The organism is Enterococcus ureilyticus (assembly GCF_001730315.1).
In the GTDB taxonomy this organism is placed as follows: Bacteria; Bacillota; Bacilli; order Lactobacillales; family Enterococcaceae; genus Enterococcus_L; species Enterococcus_L ureilyticus.
This window is the reverse complement of record NZ_MIKC01000018.1, coordinates 1-21,438: the sequence shown is the minus strand read 5'-3', so window position 1 is coordinate 21,438 and position 21,438 is coordinate 1. Positions and strand designations below refer to the sequence as shown.

The following is a 21,438-nucleotide window of genomic DNA, read 5'->3' as shown; positions in this document are numbered from 1 at the left end:
TGCGACAAGATATAATATACCAAGTTTCTGGGCTTAGGTCAACTAAAATTTCTATTTTTTTCAAAGTTTTTTTCGTTACCGATTATTCTATTACTTTCGTTCTTTATTGTTCGTTTTTAAGCAGAAAAACCTATTTTTTTATGTTATTTCTTAATTTTTAGTAACAGATTCTAAATTTCCCATAACTTCGCTTTGTTTTTGTCAATTTTCTCAGTTTTTTGTTAGAATGAAGGAGAAGAATTCTACTATATAATGGGGGAAATGAATGATATGAAAATTTTAGTTGCTGATGATGACAAAGAAATTGTAGAACTGCTGAGTATTTATATACACAACGAAGGCTATGAAGTAGTAAAAGCTTATGATGGAAAAGAAGCTTTGTCTAAGATTCGGACAATAGCAGATATCGACCTTCTTATTTTGGATATCATGATGCCGATCATGGATGGGATGCAAGTTGTTAAAGAATTACGAAAAGAGTCACAGATCCCGATCATCATGTTAACCGCCAAAACAACTGATATGGATAAAATCAAGGGACTTGTAGCCGGAGCAGATGATTACGTTACAAAACCTTTTAATCCATTAGAAGTCATGGCACGTGTTAAATCTATTTTGAGACGTAGCCAAATGCAACTTAAAGCGGATGAACCTGATATTCTTGAAACTGGTTCATTGATCATCAACAAGGATTCCCATGAAGTAAAAACCGTTGATGGAAAGGAGATTCAGCTAACCGCCTTAGAATTTGGTATTTTATATCTACTGGCTAGCCATCCGAATCGTGTTTTTAGTGCTGATGAAATTTTTGAACGCGTCTGGCAACAAGAAAGTATTGTTTCTGCAAAAACAGTAATGGTTCATGTAAGTCATTTGCGGGATAAGATAGAAGAAGCAACTGGTGGAGAAAAAGTCATTCAAACAGTTTGGGGAGTTGGATATAAGATCGATGCTCGTTAGACAAAAGAAAATTGAAAAGCAAAAACGAATTACCTTAACATCAAAGGAAATTAGTGAATTACTCGCTGAAGGAATTGTCACGATTATCCTGTTGCTTCTATTAAATGTCTCAATCACAGTTATTCTTAGCGGCAGTCAGACATTACAAGGAATCATCTGGGCAACAAAAGGCGCCTTTGCCCAAGAACTAAACACAGACTTATTTTGGAGCTTAAGTAAATTTGTGATCCCTATCTTTTTTATTGTTGATGTCGGTGTCTTGTATTGGCGCTTGATTCGCCGTTACCGTCAAATGCAGTTGCGTCATATTATTAGTGAACTTCATTACATTGCCGATGGTAACTATGATCATCGTATTCCTTTTGAGTTAAGCGGTGATTTAGCAAAAGTCGTAACCAGTATTAATGGTCTGGTAGACAGTACTGTTGCCGCAATTGAAGACGAACGGAAAATAGAAAAATCAAAAGATGAATTGATCACAAATGTAAGTCATGATATACGAACACCGTTAACTTCTATTATAGGTTATTTAGGATTGATTGAAGATCGGCAGTTTCATAATGAAGCAGATCTGCTGAAGTATACCCATACAGCTTATGTGAAAGCAAAACAAATGAAACTACTCGTTGACGATTTATTTGAGTATACAAAGGTTCGTCAGCCTTCTGTTCCTATTAATACAATTAGTTTTGATATGGCACAATTGATTGAGCAACTTGCTGCTGATTTCGAATTGGAAGCAAGCAAAAATGCTATGACGATTCAAGTGAATGCTAATCCGGCCTCCATAAAAATGGATGGTGACACTGAAAAACTAGTACGGGTCTTCAATAACCTTTTATCAAACGCACTTAAGTATGGGAAAGGCGGGAAAAATATTGTCATTGATGTAGAGAAAGTGGGCACTGAAGTGGTGGTAGCGGTTAGAAATGATGGTCCTCCGATTCCGAAAAAATCTTTAGATCAATTATTCGATCGTTTTTATCGCGTAGAAGAATCTCGTTCACAGGAAACCGGCGGAACAGGTTTAGGTTTGGCTATCGCCCAAAGTATTATAGCCTTACATGGCGGTTACATCTATGCTACTTCTGATGACCATTGGACATCTTTCATCATCCACTTACCTCTACAACGAAACTGATTAATTGAGGTTGACATTCAAAAGAAAGTTTTGTATCCTAGTGACAAGCAAAGAGAAAAAGTATTTGTAGTCTTGAATCAAAGAGAGTTTGCGGTGGTGAAAGCAAATATTCTACTATAAAGAAGTCCGTCTCTATTACTATGCGTTTGATGAAATAAGTCAAACCGGCCTGCAGCCGTTACCTGCATAACAAGGGCAGCGTACAGCTGAACTTGGGTGGTACCGCGAAATTCAAGTCATTTCGTCCCAAGATTTTTTTCTGGGGATGGAGTGGCTTTTTATTTTACTGCAATTCTAACCAGCTAAGCGAATGTCCTCCTCAGAAAAACCAGATGTGCCTGTGATGAAAAGTGCTACATCCTATTTTTTCAACTAATGATGAACCACTCGTTACACTTCCATGAGCTTATAGTGATTGGTATATGGTGGCTGAACGAAAGATTGCTTCCAATTTTTCATTTGAGGTTAAAAGCACAAAATGTAGCACAGTAAAATATTGTTACCTATACATTAAGGAGGAGTTATTATGTTAGATGTAAAAATGATTCGTCAAAATTTTGATGACGTGCAAACAAAGTTGAAAACCCGTGGTGTAAAAGAAGAGATATTAGTAGAATTCTTACGATTAGATGAAAGTCGTCGTAACTTATTAGTAAAATCAGAAGAATTAAAAAAATACCGTAATGATGTCTCTGCAGAGATCGCACAACTAAAACGAAACAAAGAAGATGCTACAGCAAAAATTACTGAAATGAAAGAAGTTGGCGGCAATATTAAGGCGCTAGATACTGAAATCGAAGAAATCGATGCTAAACTTCTAGAAATTTCTACCACCTTACCCAATCTTCCACATGACTCAGTGCCTGTCGGAGCAGATGAAAACGATAATGTTGAAGTCCGTCGCTGGAGTGAGCCTAGAAATTTTGCCTTTGAACCTAAACCCCATTGGGATGTAGCAGAAAATTTGGACATTCTTGATTTTGAGCGAGGAGCAAAAGTTTCAGGTAGCCGTTTTGTGTACTATAAAGGTTTAGGTGCTAGATTAGAGCGCGCATTATATAACTTTATGCTGGACATGCATGTCTATGATCATGGCTATACTGAAATGATGACGCCGTATATCGTAAATAGCAATTCTATGTTTGGAACTGGGCAATTCCCTAAATTCAAAGAAGATGTTTTCCAGCTAGAAGGAACAGATATGACCTTGATTCCAACCGCGGAGGTTCCTCTAACCAACTATTACAATAATGAAATTTTAGATGGGAAAGATTTACCAATCTATTTTACAGCACTAAGCCCATCTTTCCGTTCTGAAGCTGGCAGTGCTGGCCGTGATACTAGAGGTCTGATTCGTCTACATCAGTTTAACAAAGTAGAAATGGTGAAATTCAGTGATGCAGAACATTCTTATGAAGAATTAGAAAAAATGACTGCTAATGCGGAAGATATTTTACAAAAATTAAATCTACCGTATCGTGTTATGTCACTTGCTACTGGCGATATGGGCTTCTCTGCTGCTAAAACTTACGACTTAGAAGTGTGGATTCCAGCTCAAAATGCCTATCGTGAAATCAGCTCTTGTTCAAACTGCGAAGATTTTCAAGCACGTCGTGCCATGATCCGCTACCGCGATGAACACGATAAGGTTCAATATGCGCATACCTTGAATGGTTCTGGTTTAGCTGTTGGTCGGACTGTCGCTGCTATTTTAGAGAACTACCAAAACGAAGATGGTACTGTAACGATTCCAGAAGTTTTAGTGCCTTATATGGGTAATTTGAAATTAATTAAATAAATAAAAAGAATCACTAATTTAACTCATTGGCTGTTGAAACTATAAATCAATAATGATACATTTGGATTACTAAAAACAGTCAAATTTATAATTAGAAGGATCAAACATTATGCATAAAAAAAATCACTCACGAATTACTCGAAACAGTCGGCGTGAAAAGAATAAACATAATATTACAAAAAAAATAGTTCTGACATCAATTGCTGGACTTTCACTCATTTTAATCTGTGGTGGTGTTTACGCAACTTATGCTATACAACATAATCCAAAACAAGAAAGTCAGGCTGAGGATATTAGTCAATACGAACACAAAGAACATGCATTACTGGAAAAGATCAGAACCTCTCAAAAACATGATGAACTTGAAAGTACTGAGCAAGAAAAAACAGATAAAAATATTCAAACACTGATTTACGAACCTCTTACAACTGAGGCTATTCCTCAACTACCAAAAATCAATTCAGAATTAACAACTTTGATAGAGGCAGCTCACAAAGAGAGTTCAAAAGAAACACCTATCAAACTTGTTGGTCATATAAAGAGGATAAAAGTAAATGAACAATTGGTTGGGTACCAACCAATTCTTGATACCTATACATGGAATCAAGAAAAAAACGAGTGGTCTGAGAAAACTGAGCTGGGAAAACAGCCCGCATTCGTCAATCAAAAAACAAAACAACCATTGACACTGCAGGATATTTTTATAAGTGAAGCAAATGCCTTAGCTGTTCAACAGGTCATCGAGCAAAAATTACTGTCAGAAAGCCCTGACGGTAATGCTATTATTGATGGCATTCTCAATATGCCAAGCATTTCTTTAGCTGAAACGGCCTTCACCTATTACTCTGATAAAATCAGTCTTACTCTAGCAGAAAATTCATCTGGCAAAACAGAAATCACATTGCCTTATAAAGAGATTGCTGGCTATGTAGATCCTCAATTTATCGATACAGCTTCTATTAAGGATGTAGTACCAGAGCCTTTGGATCCAAACAAAAAGTACATTTCACTCACTTTTGATGATGGTCCCAATCCTGACACGACACCTAGACTTTTAGATATCCTAAAAGAAAAAGGCGTTACAGCTACCTTCTTTATGTTAGGGCAAAATGTTGTCAAACATGAAGCACTAGTAAAACGGGTAGCAGAAGAAGGCCACGAAGTAGCTAGTCATTCCTATTCACATCCGCAATTAACTAGTGTTGATGCTCAAAGAGTGACAGAAGAAGTTCAAAATACAGATAAAGCCATTTATCACGCTATCGGAAAATTGCCAACTGACTTTAGACCGCCATATGGAGCAGTCAATAAAGAAGTAGCTACTATAATTGGTAAGCCGATCATTCAATGGTCTGTAGACTCGCAAGATTGGCAAAGTCATAATGCTGAGGCAATCATTAAACGGATCGATGAAACGGCCTACAATGATACGATCATCTTGATGCATGATATTCATCCAGAAACTGTGGATGCTGTATCAACCGTAATCGACCACTTACGCAATGATGGCTATGAGATTCTACCTTCCAAAGAATTGTTAGGAAAAAAGGCCAAACCTTTGCACATGTATTATGGTTCAAAAGACGAGCGACCAGTCCAATAATAAAAAAACCTCCTATACCAGAATTCTTTGGCGTAGGAGGTTCTTTCATTTTCTTACTGTTCTACAGAGTAATTAGGTGCTTCTTTAGTAATTTGTACATCATGAGGATGAGATTCTTTTAATCCATTCCCACTCATTTGAATAAATTGTGCTTCTTCACGCAATTGTGTTAAATCTGCCGCACCAACATAGCCCATTCCAGATTTTAGCCCACCAATCAGTTGGAAAACAATATCTGATACGCTACCTTTATAGGCAACACGGCCTTCAATACCTTCAGGAACTAATTTATTTGCTTCATTGACGCCACCTTGGAAATAGCGATCACTTGAACCTTTTTCCATTGCGCCTAGTGAACCCATTCCGCGATATGTTTTGAAACGACGACCTTGATAAATTTCAAATTCGCCTGGCGATTCGTCTGTTCCTGCCAACATACTTCCTAACATAACTGCATGTCCACCAGCAGCTAAAGCTTTTACGATATCACCTGAATACTTGATCCCGCCATCAGCAATAATTGCTTTTCCATATTTACGTGCGACAGAAGCAGCGTCATAAATCGCAGTCAGTTGAGGAACACCAACACCTGCTACAACACGAGTCGTACAAATAGAACCAGGTCCGATCCCAACTTTAACAACATCCACACCTACATCATAAAGTGCTTTAGCTCCTTCAGCTGTCGCGATATTTCCTGCAATCAATGTCGCATCTGGGAATGTATCACGAATTTCCTTGATTTTGCGAATCACACCTGCACTATGCCCATGAGCTGTATCAATAATGATTGCGTCTACTCCTGCTTCCAATAAAGCTTCCGCGCGTTCAAAGGTGTCACTTGTCACACCAACTGCTGCTGCCGCTAGCAAACGACCATGCTCATCTTTCGCCGCATTTGGAAATTCGATTACTTTTTCAATATCTTTGATGGTGATCAAACCGCTTAAACGATTATTTTCATCAACGATTGGTAATTTTTCGATTTTATGTTTTTGTAGAATCTTTTCAGCATCTTTTAGAGAAGTGCCAACTGGGGCTGTTACTAAGTTGTCCTTGGTCATTACTTCATCGATTTTCATTTGATAATCTGTTACAAAGCGCATATCACGGTTCGTGATGATCCCAACTAATTTACGATTTTCCATCGTTTCGACAATCGGAACGCCACTAATACGATATTTACTCATTAGATTTTCAGCATCTGCTACCAAATTTGTTGGCGTTAAGAAAAATGGGTCAATAATCACGCCACTCTCAGAACGTTTTACTTTGCGAACTTCGTCAGCTTGTTGTGCGATGCTCATATTTTTATGAATAACGCCTAAGCCGCCTTGACGAGCCATCGAGATGGCCATTTTACTATCCGTTACAGTATCCATACTTGCACTGATTAGAGGAATATTCAACTTAATATTTTTTGCTAGTTGGATACTCATATCCACTTCATTAGGCAATACGTGACTTTCTGCTGGAATCAATAAAACATCATCAAATGTAAGACCTTTTTTCGCGAATTTTGTTTCCCAGTTAGACATTTTCTAGACCACTCCTCTATTTAATTTTATATAAGAAAATAACAGATAATAAAAGGTAAGTCAACCACATTTCCCCGTTTACAGAAATTTTCTTTCCTTTTCTCAAAACATGAGTATTTTCTCATTTTTTTGTTATCAAAAACAAAGGATAACTGTAGTTATTCCTTTGTTTTTAACTTAGTAAAACGCATGGGCGCAACTTTCCATACTATACAAGCCAGCAGAGTCAACACAGAGATACTTAAAGAAACTTTTTGAGCAAAAGTTGTCTGATAAGAAATAGAAACACGCCCTTTTTTAGATAATTGACTATCGACTAAACCATTTTGTTTATTTAAGGATGCTGAAATTATTTTTTCTTTACCCTCACTCACTATTTTAACTTGATAGCCATAATAGTAGATAAACGGAATAGTAACAGTCGTTTCCTTTGTATTATTTGTACGATAATCGAAAGCCACTGAACCAAAGGTCATTTTAACATTTGTTACTTCTATTTCAGCAGCATCATAAACGACTTTTCGTTTTTTATTTTTTTTAATAGTAGTATAATCAACTTCTTTGGGTAAATATTCATGTCCCGCACCGATATAATAACTATTTGTTTGATCGTATGAATGGTGTGATAAGATACGATTTCCTTCAGTGTCAATACTTTCTTTTTCATACAATCCAACTCCAATTAAAATAACCATAACTACGATTATCTGACTACTTGGAAATTTTTTAAATAATCCGATATCATCATTTGCAATAAGAAATGCTAGCAATAAGGTCACGATTGATAAGAAGCGCCAAGGAAACTGAATCGTATTAAGCGGTGTATGGTCGAAAAGCTTCCAAGGAAAAAGGTCTGTCGTCATAAACATAAAAAGCAAAGCAAGAATTACCAACTCACGACTGGGTGAATTGCCCTTAAAAAGCATCCCGGTGTAGATGACTAAACCAAACAACAAGATAACGCCTATATTTGCTGAAGACGCATGAAATACGCTATTTTTGAAGCTGTTGGCCACTAACTCACTCAAAGAGTAGCTTCTATCTGATATCAATGTCAATGGATTGGATGTTACTTGAAATGTCACATGACTCATTTGTTCAAAAACGGGCACTAAATAAAAAGCCAATAATAAAATAGTCACTCCGGCAGCCTTTAATAGTGCAACAATGACTTTTTTCTTTAAAAAGTGCTTCAAATTTAAAAGAATGTACATTCCTATAAAAATGCTGACAATTTCCAATGAAATGAAATGTGCTAAACCAATTCCTGTCATAGCAACTGTCAACAACAGCCACTTCTTCTCTTTTCCATTTTTCAATAGATATAAACTTGCTAGAACTAAGGGGAAAAAGCCCATTGCCAACAGCTCTCCAATAGCCTGGCGATTAAAAAAATCTTGTAAACGGTAAATCGATAACGTATACAATAATGAGAATAAGTAACTTTTTACTTTCGTTAATCCCATATGCCTTCCAGATACATAGGTTAAACTAAATGTAGCAAAGTTGATCCCAATCGAAAAAATGACAAAACTAGTTGCGAGTGAAAAGCCCATGATACGTAAAATTGCTGGAAAATACAGATAAAAATCTGGATAAAACAAGCTGGATGCATACCCATATCCTCCAATAAAAAAGTAACTAACTTTGGGCAGCAATATGCCATGCCTTAAAGACTCCGCCAAGCCTTCGATCCGATTTTGATGGAAATGATAATCATCACCAATCATGATACGACCATTTTGGAGATAAACAATATATAAAGACAATACACTTAATATAAAAAAACTCAGAAAAACCAGGAAATGACTATGTTGTTTGATCCATTTTTTCATTGCTCCACCTCTTCATAATGAAAATAAATTGTAAATTTCATTCCTAGTTTCTATGGTAGCGTGATGAGGCTGTTCTTTCAAACATGAACCCTTTTAGTTTGAATTATTTTATATTAACGGTATTTTGATTTAGTCAATAAGAAAAAAGAGTCTTGATCAAAACTATCACTAGTTTTAAACCAAGACTCTTCTGGTTGTATTCTTTAACGCGCTAAACTGCTGCGCATATTATATTTTTTCTTTAATAAGTAACGAACACCTAAAGAGATTCCACCAATGATAATCACAATAACTGGATCTAAAATAGGATTGATGACCGCTGGCAGCATTGCGGAACCCGCAAAAACAACAAGCCATAAAAGCATCGCTCCAACCAAGATCGCACCCGTTTTAAACCAACCAGGGCGCTTCGATTTATCCACACCAGGACGATCATATTGGTAAACATATTTATACATTAGATAAAACACATACCCACCTGCCATCGAGGCCAATACCAAGGTTAATAATCCCAATGGTTGTGATTTTCCTTTAGACCACATCATCATAATTGAGAACATAATCGTCATTACTCCAAATAGTAATAACGTATTGTCCAGCCACATCAAAGCTGGGGTCGATTCAGGAAGTTCTTCGGGCTTACTTAAGATAGACTCTGTACATTCAGCCACCGTTCCGAAAAGCTGACGTGCAGTTTTTCCGCTTTTTTGACCTTCTACTAGATGAGGTAGAATTTCATGTAAAGCAAGTGTCCGTGCTTCTTCTGAAAGATTAGCAGCAACTAACGATTTTTTTAAGTCAAAGATGTATTGTTCATTTCTCTTTGTTAATTTTTGTTCAAGTTCACGATTTTCTGAAACAATATCACGAAGTGCTTCTGATTCCATTATTTTGCGTCCTCCTCGCCCGTGGCCAACGGGGCAGTCTTTACCTAAAAAGTATTCTAACATATTTTTTAGGGAGAAAAACAGTTTTTAGCAATTTTTTTACTATACGTTAAAGCGGAAAAGCATAACATCGCCATCTTGCACAATATATTCTTTGCCTTCTAAACGAACTTTACCTGCTTCTTTTGCTGCCTGCATGTTGCCATACGTATTTAAATCATCAAATGAAACTGTCTCTGCACGAATAAATCCGCGTTCAAAATCAGTATGGATGATTCCGGCCGCTTGAGGAGCTTTGATTCCTTTACGGAAAGTCCATGCACGTACTTCTTGCTCACCAGCAGTAAAGTATGTTGCTAACCCTAACAAATCATAGGCTGCACGAATTAATTGATCTAAACCAGACTCTTCAATGCCTAAGGCTTCTAAAAAGTCAGCTTTATCTTCATCATCTAATTCAGCGATTTCTTCTTCTGCACGGGCGCAAACAACAATCACTTCTGCCTGCTCATTTGCTGCAAATGTTCGAACCTGCTGAACATACGGATTATTATCTGAATCTGCCACCTCATCTTCGGATACATTTGCTACGTATAAAATAGGTTTCGCTGTTAGTAAAAATAAACTCTTCACGATCTTTTGTTCATCCTCAGTAAATTCGATCGTTCTTGCTGATAAGCCTTCTTCTAAAACAGGCTTAAGTTTATCTAAGACAGCAAGTTCTGCCACCGCATCTTTGTCTTTTGTTTTAGCTATTTTAGCCACGCGTGTATAACGTTTTGTAATCGAATCCAAGTCAGCCAATACTAATTCCAAGTTAATGGTGTCAATATCTGCTAAGGGATCTACACGTCCTTCAACATGAGTAATATTATCATCGTCAAAACAACGTACCACATGACAAATCGCATCTACTTGTCGAATATGACTTAAAAATTGGTTTCCTAAACCTTCACCTTTACTGGCACCTTTTACGATCCCAGCGATATCTGTAAACTCAAAAGTAGTTGGTACTGTTTTTTTAGGTTTCACTAACTCTGTCAAACGCAGCAAGCGCTCATCTGGTACTTCAACCATTCCCACATTTGGATCAATTGTTGCAAACGGATAGTTTGCTGCCTCCGCTCCTGCTTTTGTAATTGCGTTAAAAAGGGTAGATTTCCCTACGTTAGGTAAACCTACGATTCCAGCTGTTAATGCCATCGATCATTCACTATCCTTTATTAGTTTTTTTTCTAAAATTTTTTTCATCTTTTTTTCAAAGTCTCGGCGTGTCATCATCACGATATGACCGCAGTTGGTACATTTTATTTTAATATCAGCACCCATTCGGATAATTTCCCAACGATTTGCCTGACAGGCATGGGGCTTTTTCATTTCTACAATATCACCAAGATCATACATAACAGACATATCCCTTCTAAAAATAGTCGTTAATAGTCAGAAAATCAGACATAAACATACAAAGATACAATACCATTTTTTGGGCAATCAAGCAAAGCTATTTTATTGATTCACCTTTTTTATGTATTTAATAATTGTCTACAAGAAATAAATAGTATTATTCCTCAAAAAAACAAAAATAAACCCTTTTAATTTAGATTGTGTTTACCGTATTTATGTTGGATAATGAGGTCATTGTCATTGCGGACAGAGATAGAGCGAAAAGGGGTTTGTCCTTGATAGTAAAGGCTTTTTTTGTGATTTCTTATTCATGTAACACTGTAAAGCCGTACTTTCCCTTTACCTCATACTGGCATTTAAAGGAGTTTTACTATGAGAAAATTTGACTTACTAGAAAAAGTGGAAGTTTATCAAATTGACTTATTGATCTATTTGAGCAATGTTGGTGGTACTGCAACAAAAAAGGAGCTTTTGGCTCATTTAAATATTGGTGATTATTTTCTTTCAAAACTGATTGAAGGATTAGCCACCCTCGCAAAAAAATCAAATGGATGCTTTTCCATTGAAGTAAACAAACAAACTATTACATTTCAAACAAAACCAGATTACTCTCTCCACACTTTATACAATGAAATGATTATCCATGCACCGATGTATAGAATATTGGAAGAGTTATTACTATATGGAACCATTGATACTAGCCGTTTATGTGAAAAAATTGGCATCAGTTACTCAACCTATTTTAGAAAACTCAATGAATTGAACAATTTATTAGCTGAATTTGATTTATCTATCCAAAATGGATATTTGTTAGGTTCTGAGTTACAGATTCGGTTTTTTTTCACCTCTCTTTACTTAGTTACGGATCCTAAACATCAGTTGAAAGTTCCCAATATTGATCCTCGAATCTATGAAACAGTCAATAGTATTCAACAGATTTTAGGCACACCGATTTCGTTTTTAGCACGAAAAAAGTTGATTATTTACTTAAGTTTATTAAAAAGAAGAAATGCACAAAAAATAATACAGGATTATAACAAGCAAGATTTTTTTTTCAGTAATAAGACAGCTATCAATAGTCAAAAAAGATTTATAGAGGCCTTAAGAAAGACTCACTTATTTAAAAGAATCGATCAAGTATTAGGATTATTTTTAGTCTACTACTCCTTTAAAATGCTTCCTAGTGAAACTATATTACTATTGCTCTTCATGCTTGGTGAAGAAATCATCCCTGCTAATGCTCATTGTCTAAAGGAACTTGACCTGATCGAAAGATACAGTAATTTTTTTATCAGAACCTTAAATCAAGAATTTTTAAAATTTATGAAAGAAATTTACCCCGATACTTGCTTAAATCATACGCACAGCTCAATTCTTCATTATTATCTAACTTCTACTGGTTATCATCACTTGATATTCAAAGGTCATATTGATTACTATTGGGAATTGAATGATACCAAGTGGGCACAATCTAGACATTCTATGACTGTCTATCGTTTTATTGATTATTTAAAGGAAACCTATCCAGTAATTTTTGTAGATGAGACCCGTGATACTGTCCTTATTACTAAGTATGCTCATGCCATAAGTTTCTATGAAGAATGTATCAAACCTAAAATTTCTGTCGGAATATTTCTTGAAGGTGATTTACTCTATAAAAAAAAAATTACGGACTGGTGGATCCAATATATAGAATTGACCGCTTTGGCACAAGCAGAACCTTTAGTAGACAATAAATTTTATGATTTGATCATTAGCAATGTAGATTGTTCCTATTTAAGAAAACAAGGAAAGTATTTTTTTATCTTGACCAATTACAACGAAAAAAAGGACATCACTGATCTGGATCAGCTACTTTATACGATTTTTTACTCTTCTACAAAATCCTGATATTTTGATACTGCTCTGTCTATTATGAAACACAAAGCAGTATCTATTTTAGCTATCTCCATAGAGCATTAAACAAATTCTAATTTTTCTACAAGCTGTCGTTCTTCTGAAAAAAATGAATTCGTATAACAATCTAGTGTCATTTTTGTTGATGAATGTCCTAATAGAGAACTGATTGTTGCAATGTTTCCTCCAGCCTCCAAGCACCGTGTAGCAAACGTATGCCTTAAAGAATGGAAAGAAAAATTTTCCAAACCAATTTTTTTCCGAATAATTTGAAAGCGATACGCAATCGTGCGCGGCTCAAGAGCCTTATGCTTATTTGAAATGACATAATCACTCTTTGATATCGCTTTAAGTTCCAATAATTTTTTCCTTAAAGACTTACTAATAGGAATTTTTCGTTGAGAATTAGTGCTTTTAGGCGTTACTTCTACGATTTCCGTCTTTCTTCCAGATGTATCTTCTATCTGGATTCTAAGCACTGTTCGATTAACACCCAATGTGTTATTTTCAAAATCGATATCTTCCCATTTTAACCCACAAATCTCTCCGATTCGAAGTCCAGTTTGCAATGCAAGCATAATCGAAAAAAACTTTTGGCTCGTATTGATTTCTTGGACTAACTTTGCTTGATCTTTAATAGATAATGCTTGAACTGTTTTTCTTCTTATTTTTGGAAGCTCTAAACCTAGGCATGGATTTTCTATTAATAATTTTAACGAGACTGCTTTACTTAGACAGTTTTTCAACACAGAGACGATTGATCTAATTGAGCTTGCTTTTAGTGTTTTATCCATCTTTTTAAGCATAGAATCAATATCCGCCTGCGTTAGTTTTTGTAATTTAATTGATCCAATTCTTGATAATACGTGGACGTTCATTTTATTTTTATAGCTCGCGTATGTACTACTTTTTACGGTTGGACGAACGAATGTCTCTAACCAATAATTCGACCAATCTAGTAATTGCCCTTCATAAGGAAGCAGATTTTTACTATGGTTTGTCTGTTTCTCGTATTTTTTTAAGATAAGTTGATGCTTTACTTCTGAATATTTATAGCCATAAATATAGCCATAATGAATTTTCCCATTTTGCTGTCTGCCTTTTATGTATCTGCCTTCCCAACGCCCATCTTTTCTTTTATAAATATTTTCCCCTCTTCTTGCCATAACAAAGATCCTTTCTAAAATTTAATTTTTAATGCTTTAAGAATCAACAATCCTTACAAATTTCTAAATTGTTATATGTTATTTTTACAAACCCAAAAACTGTTTATTTAAAATCGATGCAGTGGATTTCTTTTCTCGTTTACTCCCAAATAAGTCCAATCAAGACTTTACAATACGTTCAATTTTCTTAACTAAGTATGCATTATATTTTTTTTTACTCAGTTTCAAAAATTTCGGAAAAAAAAGGAATTTTTGGAAGTTTAAGGTCATGTTTTTGTTGTACACTTACTATTTAGATAATATTATGCTGAAAAAGAAAGAGAGCCCATACATCTGAAACCGTTCTAGTTTCTTGTATACCACCCTTTCCTGCAGATCAATTATTCATTAAGCATTGTATTTGTATTAAACTTTAAAGCGTTACTTAAAAAATCTTTTAGTACAGCATATCCTTCTAGTTTGACCAACATCTCTTGCGAACAATACACCCAATAACTAAATATTGTCGGACCTGTAGCCACCTTTTCTACACTTTCCATAAACTGACCTAACTCTTCAATCAGCTTCCGACAACTCAGTTTATCCGCAATAATAATTTCTTCTTTCCCTTCTAGTTCCAACAACATCCATAAATAATCAATAAATTCTACTTTTGCTTTTAAAGTTAAAAACTTTTTTTTCGGTACCATGTGTTTCTTACTTCCCTCTTCACCTTCTGTGAAACATTTTAAAACATCCATCTCAAGTTTTGTAACTGCTTTTTTTAATCCTTCTTTTTTTGTTGTTTTTTCTCTCTTTGTGCTCTTTTTTAATTGTTGAGTTGATACCCAACGCTGGATTTCTAAAGCTTCTGACGATTGCTTAGAACGATCGAGCATATATTTACGTACTTGTGTGTTCTCTTTCTTCACCGCTTTTTTCTTGAAAGGTGCTTCTACAACCTTAGGGGTTATTTCTTTAACTCGTTTGTTCTTTTTAGCATTATTTGGGGCATTCTCTGTACTAGAGTCTACTTGGTGTAGTTGTTCTTTTATTGTTTGACTTACCTTTGTAAGTTCCGTTTTCAATAACTCACCAGAATCCATAACGATGGATTCATTTTTTATCAGTTTGTCTTCTAACGCTTCCATCTTTTTCGTTAATTGTCCAAATTTTTCTAAAGCGCTATAAAGTTCTGTTTCTTTCTTGTTATACTCCGCTTCTTTTTCCTGTTTGACTAAGTTGTCATATGTTTCAATAAGTTCTTTGGCGCACTCTTTTAACTCCCTTAATTGTTTTACATGAGCTTCCTCATAAAAACCTATAGTAAACGTTAATACGATATAGGCAGTCGATGTGTATACATTGATTTTCTTTATAAGTAACTGGTTGTTCTTTTTTGTCCAAGTTTCATAAATTTTTTTTGTTATTTGCTCAAGTTCTGTTAATGAGCGAATATCTTTTTTAAAAATCAATTTACACGATAAATATGCTTCGTGTGGCGTATCTAAATGCTTATTCAAAAGTTCGACTCCTAAAAGTTTAGGGTTAACTTTTTGATGGAGAATATATTTTTTGATTATTCTTCTTCCTAATTTTGAGGTATTTTCCTCAGCTTCGTTCATATCCACCAACTCCTAAAATCGCTATACTAAAAATCCTTTTTTCATGATTCAAAACCATTGATCCATAATTTTCTGATAATCAATTCTGTTATCTAAAACAATAACAACAGATTTCACCTAGCTTTTCTCTTTTTCAGTAGATCTTTTAGTCTGAATCTATTTTGATTGTTTTTTTAGGCCTTCTCGGCTTTTCAGAACTTATAGGACGTTTTTTCCTAGTACTAACTAGTTTATTATTTCTTGGTCTCTGAACCTGTTGACTAGCTTTATTGGTGCGTCCTCTTTTTTTCTTTTTTTGGTATAGAGCCTCTACGTAGCGTTTTTCTTTGCGTTTCCTTGAAATCAACAGTACTAGTAAAAATATTAGCAATGCACTAAGTGTCATAACACAAATAGTGATGTACAGCATTAGGTTACTTTTATCCGAACCTATAGCTGTATTCGTTGTCTTTTTTTCTTCATTCTTTGTAATTTTAAATTCCTTATCCCATTCCCACTCCTGATTCGTTGCTTTAGATTTAGCCGTCAGATGAATTTGATATGTTCCATCTTGAAATACTTGCTTTTCCTCAGCGATATGAAAAGTAAAACTTGAATTAGGAGCCATTCGATAACCCGTTACTTTAGCCTGATGGATAATTTTATCTGAGTTTTTTTTATAAATCTTTGCTATATATTCAATATCTTCTACATTTATGGCTTGATCATTTTGAATAGTTGCTTTTATAGCCTTTTTACCTAAATTAGTTTCTGAAACGACACCTAATAAGTTTAATTTTGCGACAACAGGAACATCCGTTTCCGTTAGCTTCACAGCGACAATATATGTTTTTTTTTCTTCGGGAACAGCCTCTCTTGGTTCAATTGATTTTTCTGCTGAAACAACCTTGATTCCACCTAGAATCATTCCGTCAAACCGTTGTTTGGGCATCTTTAAATGTACTGTTGCTGTCATCGACTTGTTTGCAGGAATTGTCAATTCTGATTCAACAGTTGCAATATCTTTTAGCGAAGTCTCCAAACTCTTATCTCTTGAAACGATTTTGGAACGGTCAGAATAATCTATATCCCCAATTTCATTAGTTGTAGCATCATTGATTTGCATGGTAACTTTTTGTTGTCTATTTGACGTATTGGTCAATTCTAATTGCAATGCTTGTTCCTGACCAGGATTCATTCTAAGGTCATAATAAGTTACTTCTGGATCATGCTGATTTTCTGGTAAAATCGGTTTTACCGAAACAGCTAAGCCAATTTCAGTTCCAATAAACATAAATGACAGCGATAGAATAAAAAATACTATCACTAAAATCACCAAATGAAGTGTTTTTCGTTTATTAATCATTACATTTTAAACTCCCTGCATAGTAAAATCTTATGTATTAAAAAAGAATCAAGTCTAGCAGTTCTATATATCAAATGACCATAGATAGAAGTACTATTTCCAAGTAATTAGTTCTTTTTTATTTATGTCAACCGATCTTCTTTTACTTTACTGGCGGGTAGTATTTTCATTGATTGACCTGTTATATGATGATGTTTATTTTTCAATATTGTTTAAAAAAGAGTCGATACTTCAATAAACTATGTAAGATTGGATGGGAAAAGCCGACTATTCCCAATCCTCTTCATCTCCTTACGTTAAATCATAAAGATTCTCGTAAATGATTCTTTTAATCGTTAACAATAGACTCCTCGCTCAATACTATTTGTTCAAGCAAATAATTTTCACCTTGTATCAAATCAAAATAAGCAGCTTTATTCAATATACTGTCATAATCCATTTTCATGATCCGAACATGAGGCTGACGGAACCAAGATTTTTTTTTAATTTTGACTCTTGACTCAATTAACTTACACTCATCTAAAATCAAGTAAATTTCATTTGTAGAAACTGAGTCCTTAAAACTTCTTACTTGTTCTCTTTCATAAGTTAGTTGATTATCTGAAATCGTCATTTTTTCGGACTTTGTAACCAGTTCTTTATTCATCATCCAAGACTGCTCTAGAAATTTAGCCTTTTGTAGTAATTGAGAATATTCTCTCAAATCAACTCTTAAAATTTGATCCCAATTTTCATTTTCATCACTAGTTGATTTACTTAATTCTTTCATTGCTCTGGATAGATTTTGTCGCTCCATTTGATCGATGACAACTTCCAGTTTCTTATTTGCAAGCCGCATTCTTTCTTTTGCATATTTTTCTCTACTAATGGATTCTTCTAACTTCAGTAAATAAGTTGCATCACCCTCACCGTATTCTACAACTTCTATTTTTTCTGTAGATTCAGAACTAACGGTCTTAAAAGGTTTGATAAATTTTGCTACGAGTCTTTCAATCTCATAGGCAAATGCTTCCAGCACATCTATATCTTCTTTATTATCGTATAATTGTTGCTTTAAAGATTGTAGCAAATTGACCATAAAAGGAAATCCGCTCTCTCTATAGGCAATCGGGACAAAGTCGATATAGTAAACCACTCGATTGTCTTCTTTTTCCTTAGAACCGCCGATCCACGCAATCTGAGGGAATGTATGGATCAGCTCATCTAATAAAGCAGACCAATCAAGATCGACAAAATCTAAAGTAATCTCTACATGTTTAAAAAAAGAAATTATGGTGTGAAATTCTTCAAAATATTCTTCAACTTCTTTTTGAGGATAAGGGATTCTTTTATTCTTTGTTTGAAAAATCTCTTCACAAATATAATAAATATCCCGCAACATATCATCATCAAAAAGGCGCTCGCCCACTGCTGGAGAAGCGGCTTGATAGATATCGACCATAATATTTTGATAAACCACTTCTTGTTCCCCTTTCCCTTACTCTAGTGATTGATCAGCTAGTCGACTAGATTTGCTTAACAATTCTTCCATCAGTACGCTTGTTTCACTTTGCAATCGTAATATCCGTGTATGATAATTTGCCGCTTCCTGATTGATCATTTTCAACTCGATTGAGGCTTCTGAAACAGCCTTTTTGGTTTCATGCCTAGCAGCTTCTACTGTTCGATCAGCTTCAATGGTGGCACGTTCAATAATTTGTTGTGCCTTTTCTTTTGCTTCCATCAAAACTTCTGCGATTTGATTTTTCATTAAATCTTGTTGACGCAATTGTTTTTCCGTCTCAATGCATTTATTTCGTTCATCTAATAGTTGTTCATCTAATTGAATCCTTAGATTTTCTGCTTGCTTCACTTGTTCTTCAAGTGCGATAATTGTTTCTTTAGACTTAGAAGAACTTGTCAAACGCATGGTTAGCTGATCAATCTCTTGCTGTTTGTTTTCAACTTCCGCCTTTAATCGTTCCGCCATGGTTCGTTGACGTTGCATTTCCTTTTGAAATTGCTGGTTTTCATTTTTTAAATGTTCAATTACAGCAACTTGTTCTTGTTGAGCTTCTTGTTCTTGTTTTCTCATAGTATTGTCCAAACGCTCTCTTTTATTTGAAGTTTCTGGCCGACTTTTTTTCGGAGGCTCATAAGTTTCCTCTTCAAATTCATCATCAGAATATTCCTCATAATCATCATACTCATCGTATTCGTCATATTCATCGTAATATTCCTCGTAATCATCATCATGGTTCTTTTTTTTTTTGCTTTTTTTGTTAAATATAGCCAAATCTCCCGCTTCCCTTCTTACTTAATCCTTTTGGGTTAAACACTGCCTACCAGCAGTTCTCTTATTTTTTCATTATTTTGTTCATCTAATGCCACAAATTCTTGATTCAAGTAATAGCCAATACCTTTTTTATTTAGAATAAAGGGTTCAAAAATCGACGTTTTTTCCATTATTTTTTGTTTGATTCGATTAATCAAATTACTTAACAGCGCTTGTTTATTTTTTTGTTTAGCATTTGTCCAAATGGCTTCACACAAGGACTGACTTGAAAAGACTCTCTGATCTGATTCTATAAAATGTTCTAATACTTGATGTTCCTTTTTAGTCAATGGAATCAACCAATTGTCTATAATCAAGGTACGATCTTTCAATTGGAAAGAATATTGTTTTTTTACTTTCACTACATTTGAAAAAGATGACGCATTTTGAGTATTGTCAATAGAAGCGTCTACTGCCCTTCCTTGACTATTTTTACTTGCTTGACCCGCAACCTCCTCAAAAATAGAAGCCAATTTACTTGCTAAATCAGTGACCGATATTGGATAGCGAACGAAGCTCACATTAGTATTATTGAGATACTTAGACTTGTTAATCTGTTCTGATTCAAAAGTTAAAACCACAATTGGTTTGTTCAACAACGCTAAATTATCTAAAAACGATTCTTTTAAGCCACTGTACATTGACTGTTGATAAATAATGAGATCAAAATTTTGCAGAAAGTAGAACTCTTTATCTTTTGGCTGAGTCAATATATCTTTTGAAACCATAATTTCGTAATCCATATTCAATAAACTATTTTGCAACAGTCCATTTGCACTTAGTGTGTCAGTCAATATAATTATTTTTTTCCTCATAATGGAAAATCCTCCTCTTAATTTTTATATATAGTAAATTCCAACCATTTACGTTTGATAAAATTCTCTAGATAGATAAATGTAATACATGCTTTAAGCTGCAGAATACATAAAACTTAGCTAACGAGAATTTCCTATTCTTATATAAAATAAGAAAAAACATATTAGATGTTTAGTTATATGGACATTTATACTTCATTAATGACGGCTATATGACGGTTTAATGATTGAATAGTTGTAAAATAATACTTTAAAAAATAATTATTTTAGTAAATTAAACGAATTAAAAATGTTTATATAAAATAAAAAGATGAATATTAATTGCCCATTACTTCCAAAATACAAATAGACTAAGTTTTCTTTTTTTAAATTTTCTTTGTAAGTCTATATTTTTTTGTAAGATTAAAAAAAGGAAGAATATAGAAAGTCATAATTTTTATGGTAATATAGTAGAAAGTTTAATGATTTTTTGACGGTCTATTTGACGGCGTATAGAACTAAGTAAATTCATTTAGCACCTATATTTATTAATAACCTACGAAAATTAAATATAATTTATCGTAGCGCTGTATAATCAGGTAGCTGTTTATCAACGTTTTGAGGTTAAGCGTATGATTTACTCTGTTGTCACGATCATAATATATATAAATTAAATATATTGTTATTTTTTTATTCCTCATTGACATGCACAAATTATGTATTGTATACTCATATTATAAGTATTTAACTTAAGCACCTATTAAACTAGATTCTTATAATTTAATATGGTTTAATTTAAACAATTATAAATTTTTCTTATTTTATATAAAAACAAGAAAAATTATATTTATTTTGGCATATAGTAATTTTTATAGATATTTATATCTAAAATTAGTCATTTCCGTACAAACCAAGCTCTTGCATTGTCATTAAAGCCTAGTTAATACTGGTTATCTTTCAATCGCTCACGGTAATCAAAAAGAGTGCAGAACAAGTTTCTGAAGTGAGCCCCCTAAGTTAGACCAGAAAATCTAACTTAGGGGGCTTTTTATAGTGGCTAAATATGATTATGACTTTAAAAAATCAGTAGTTGAAGCGTATCAGAGGGGAGAAGGTGGGTATGTGGCTCTAGCTCGCCGATACGGTATTCCAG

At 34.4% G+C, this 21,438-nt stretch carries 16 protein-coding genes and 1 other annotated feature; of the genes, 5 read left to right on the top strand and 11 right to left on the bottom strand.

The window, feature by feature from the left end; translation table 11 throughout:
- The first annotated feature begins 270 nt into the window (after nucleotides 1-270).
- From croR to BCR24_RS08750, 4 genes are all read left to right on the top strand, one after another.
- The gene (gene croR / locus BCR24_RS08765) at nucleotides 271-960 is read left to right on the top strand and encodes a response regulator transcription factor CroR (RefSeq protein ID WP_083244363.1); all 690 of its coding nucleotides are present in this window, start codon (nucleotides 271-273) and stop codon (nucleotides 958-960) included.
- Nucleotides 950-2,101, top strand: a complete 1,152-nt coding sequence (croS, locus tag BCR24_RS08760; protein WP_069640173.1) for a sensor histidine kinase CroS — start codon at nucleotides 950-952, stop codon at nucleotides 2,099-2,101. Before croR ends, croS begins: the two co-directional genes overlap by 11 nt.
- 43 nt (nucleotides 2,102-2,144) lie before the next feature.
- Nucleotides 2,145-2,353: a binding site (T-box leader), on the top strand.
- 274 nt (nucleotides 2,354-2,627) lie between these two features.
- Entirely contained in the window at nucleotides 2,628-3,899 is a 1,272-nt protein-coding gene (serS, locus tag BCR24_RS08755) for a serine--tRNA ligase (protein ID WP_069640172.1), read from the top strand.
- Between the two features lie 109 nt (nucleotides 3,900-4,008).
- Nucleotides 4,009-5,502 carry a polysaccharide deacetylase family protein gene (locus BCR24_RS08750; protein ID WP_069640171.1) on the top strand — a complete coding sequence of 498 codons (1,494 nt, stop codon included), beginning with the start codon at nucleotides 4,009-4,011 and terminating at the stop codon, nucleotides 5,500-5,502.
- Nucleotides 5,503-5,555: 53 nt separating this feature from the next.
- Here the strand turns inward: BCR24_RS08750 and guaB are convergent, their stop codons facing one another.
- The 5 genes from guaB to BCR24_RS08725 form a co-directional block, all read right to left on the bottom strand.
- Complete coding sequence (gene guaB, locus BCR24_RS08745) at nucleotides 5,556-7,040, bottom strand: IMP dehydrogenase (RefSeq protein WP_069640170.1); 1,485 nt, start codon at nucleotides 7,038-7,040, stop codon at nucleotides 5,556-5,558.
- A 158-nt stretch (nucleotides 7,041-7,198) separates the two neighbouring features.
- Nucleotides 7,199-8,875 carry a 6-pyruvoyl-tetrahydropterin synthase-related protein gene (locus BCR24_RS08740; RefSeq protein WP_069640169.1) on the bottom strand — a complete coding sequence of 559 codons (1,677 nt, stop codon included), beginning with the start codon at nucleotides 8,873-8,875 and terminating at the stop codon, nucleotides 7,199-7,201.
- A 203-nt stretch (nucleotides 8,876-9,078) separates the two neighbouring features.
- Entirely contained in the window at nucleotides 9,079-9,762 is a 684-nt protein-coding gene (locus BCR24_RS08735; protein ID WP_069640168.1) for a DUF1129 domain-containing protein, read from the bottom strand.
- Between the two features lie 102 nt (nucleotides 9,763-9,864).
- Complete coding sequence (gene ychF / locus BCR24_RS08730) at nucleotides 9,865-10,965, bottom strand: redox-regulated ATPase YchF (protein ID WP_069640167.1); 1,101 nt, start codon at nucleotides 10,963-10,965, stop codon at nucleotides 9,865-9,867.
- Between the two features lie 3 nt (nucleotides 10,966-10,968).
- The gene (locus tag BCR24_RS08725) at nucleotides 10,969-11,166 is read right to left on the bottom strand and encodes a DUF951 domain-containing protein (protein WP_025870734.1); all 198 of its coding nucleotides are present in this window, start codon (nucleotides 11,164-11,166) and stop codon (nucleotides 10,969-10,971) included.
- A 372-nt stretch (nucleotides 11,167-11,538) separates the two neighbouring features.
- Between BCR24_RS08725 and BCR24_RS08720 the strand changes: the two genes are divergently transcribed.
- Nucleotides 11,539-13,056 (top strand): AcpB/EbpR/MafR family transcriptional regulator, encoded by a 1,518-nt coding sequence (locus BCR24_RS08720; RefSeq protein ID WP_069640166.1) that lies wholly within the window; start codon nucleotides 11,539-11,541, stop codon nucleotides 13,054-13,056.
- A gap of 68 nt (nucleotides 13,057-13,124) precedes the next feature.
- On the opposite strand, the gene BCR24_RS08715 is transcribed toward BCR24_RS08720, so the two are convergent.
- The 6 genes from BCR24_RS08715 to BCR24_RS08690 all read right to left on the bottom strand — a co-directional run bounded on the left by BCR24_RS08715 (nucleotide 13,125) and on the right by BCR24_RS08690 (nucleotide 20,306).
- A complete protein-coding gene (locus BCR24_RS08715) occupies nucleotides 13,125-14,228 on the bottom strand; it encodes a tyrosine-type recombinase/integrase (RefSeq protein ID WP_069640165.1) in 1,104 nt (367 codons plus the stop codon).
- 380 nt (nucleotides 14,229-14,608) lie between these two features.
- Nucleotides 14,609-15,832 carry a hypothetical protein gene (locus BCR24_RS08710; protein ID WP_069640164.1) on the bottom strand — a complete coding sequence of 408 codons (1,224 nt, stop codon included), beginning with the start codon at nucleotides 15,830-15,832 and terminating at the stop codon, nucleotides 14,609-14,611.
- A 145-nt stretch (nucleotides 15,833-15,977) separates the two neighbouring features.
- Entirely contained in the window at nucleotides 15,978-17,177 is a 1,200-nt protein-coding gene (locus BCR24_RS08705; protein WP_069640163.1) for a WxLIP family cell surface protein, read from the bottom strand.
- A 328-nt stretch (nucleotides 17,178-17,505) separates the two neighbouring features.
- On the bottom strand, nucleotides 17,506-18,636 hold the full coding sequence (locus BCR24_RS08700; protein WP_069640162.1) for a hypothetical protein: 1,131 nt from the start codon (nucleotides 18,634-18,636) through the stop codon (nucleotides 17,506-17,508).
- A gap of 18 nt (nucleotides 18,637-18,654) precedes the next feature.
- Nucleotides 18,655-19,452: a hypothetical protein gene (locus BCR24_RS08695; RefSeq protein WP_069640161.1), complete on the bottom strand. Its 798-nt coding sequence runs from the start codon at nucleotides 19,450-19,452 to the stop codon at nucleotides 18,655-18,657.
- Between the two features lie 35 nt (nucleotides 19,453-19,487).
- Complete coding sequence (locus tag BCR24_RS08690) at nucleotides 19,488-20,306, bottom strand: helix-turn-helix domain-containing protein (RefSeq protein ID WP_069640160.1); 819 nt, start codon at nucleotides 20,304-20,306, stop codon at nucleotides 19,488-19,490.
- Nucleotides 20,307-21,438: the final 1,132 nt, after the last annotated feature.

Bases quoted from the DNA above. Each gene is read 5' to 3' on its own strand.
- croR (WP_083244363.1), top strand. From the start codon at position 271: ATGAAAATTTTAGTTGCTGATGATGACAAAGAAATTGTAGAACTGCTG.
- croS (WP_069640173.1), top strand. From the start codon at position 950: ATGCTCGTTAGACAAAAGAAAATTGAAAAGCAAAAACGAATTACCTTA.
- serS (WP_069640172.1), top strand. From the start codon at position 2,628: ATGTTAGATGTAAAAATGATTCGTCAAAATTTTGATGACGTGCAAACA.
- BCR24_RS08750 (WP_069640171.1), top strand. From the start codon at position 4,009: ATGCATAAAAAAAATCACTCACGAATTACTCGAAACAGTCGGCGTGAA.
- guaB (WP_069640170.1), bottom strand. From the start codon at position 7,040: ATGTCTAACTGGGAAACAAAATTCGCGAAAAAAGGTCTTACATTTGAT.
- BCR24_RS08740 (WP_069640169.1), bottom strand. From the start codon at position 8,875: ATGAAAAAATGGATCAAACAACATAGTCATTTCCTGGTTTTTCTGAGT.
- BCR24_RS08735 (WP_069640168.1), bottom strand. From the start codon at position 9,762: ATGGAATCAGAAGCACTTCGTGATATTGTTTCAGAAAATCGTGAACTT.
- ychF (WP_069640167.1), bottom strand. From the start codon at position 10,965: ATGGCATTAACAGCTGGAATCGTAGGTTTACCTAACGTAGGGAAATCT.
- BCR24_RS08725 (WP_025870734.1), bottom strand. From the start codon at position 11,166: ATGTATGATCTTGGTGATATTGTAGAAATGAAAAAGCCCCATGCCTGT.
- BCR24_RS08720 (WP_069640166.1), top strand. From the start codon at position 11,539: ATGAGAAAATTTGACTTACTAGAAAAAGTGGAAGTTTATCAAATTGAC.
- BCR24_RS08715 (WP_069640165.1), bottom strand. From the start codon at position 14,228: ATGGCAAGAAGAGGGGAAAATATTTATAAAAGAAAAGATGGGCGTTGG.
- BCR24_RS08710 (WP_069640164.1), bottom strand. From the start codon at position 15,832: ATGAACGAAGCTGAGGAAAATACCTCAAAATTAGGAAGAAGAATAATC.
- BCR24_RS08705 (WP_069640163.1), bottom strand. From the start codon at position 17,177: ATGATTAATAAACGAAAAACACTTCATTTGGTGATTTTAGTGATAGTA.
- BCR24_RS08690 (WP_069640160.1), bottom strand. From the start codon at position 20,306: ATGAGGAAAAAAATAATTATATTGACTGACACACTAAGTGCAAATGGA.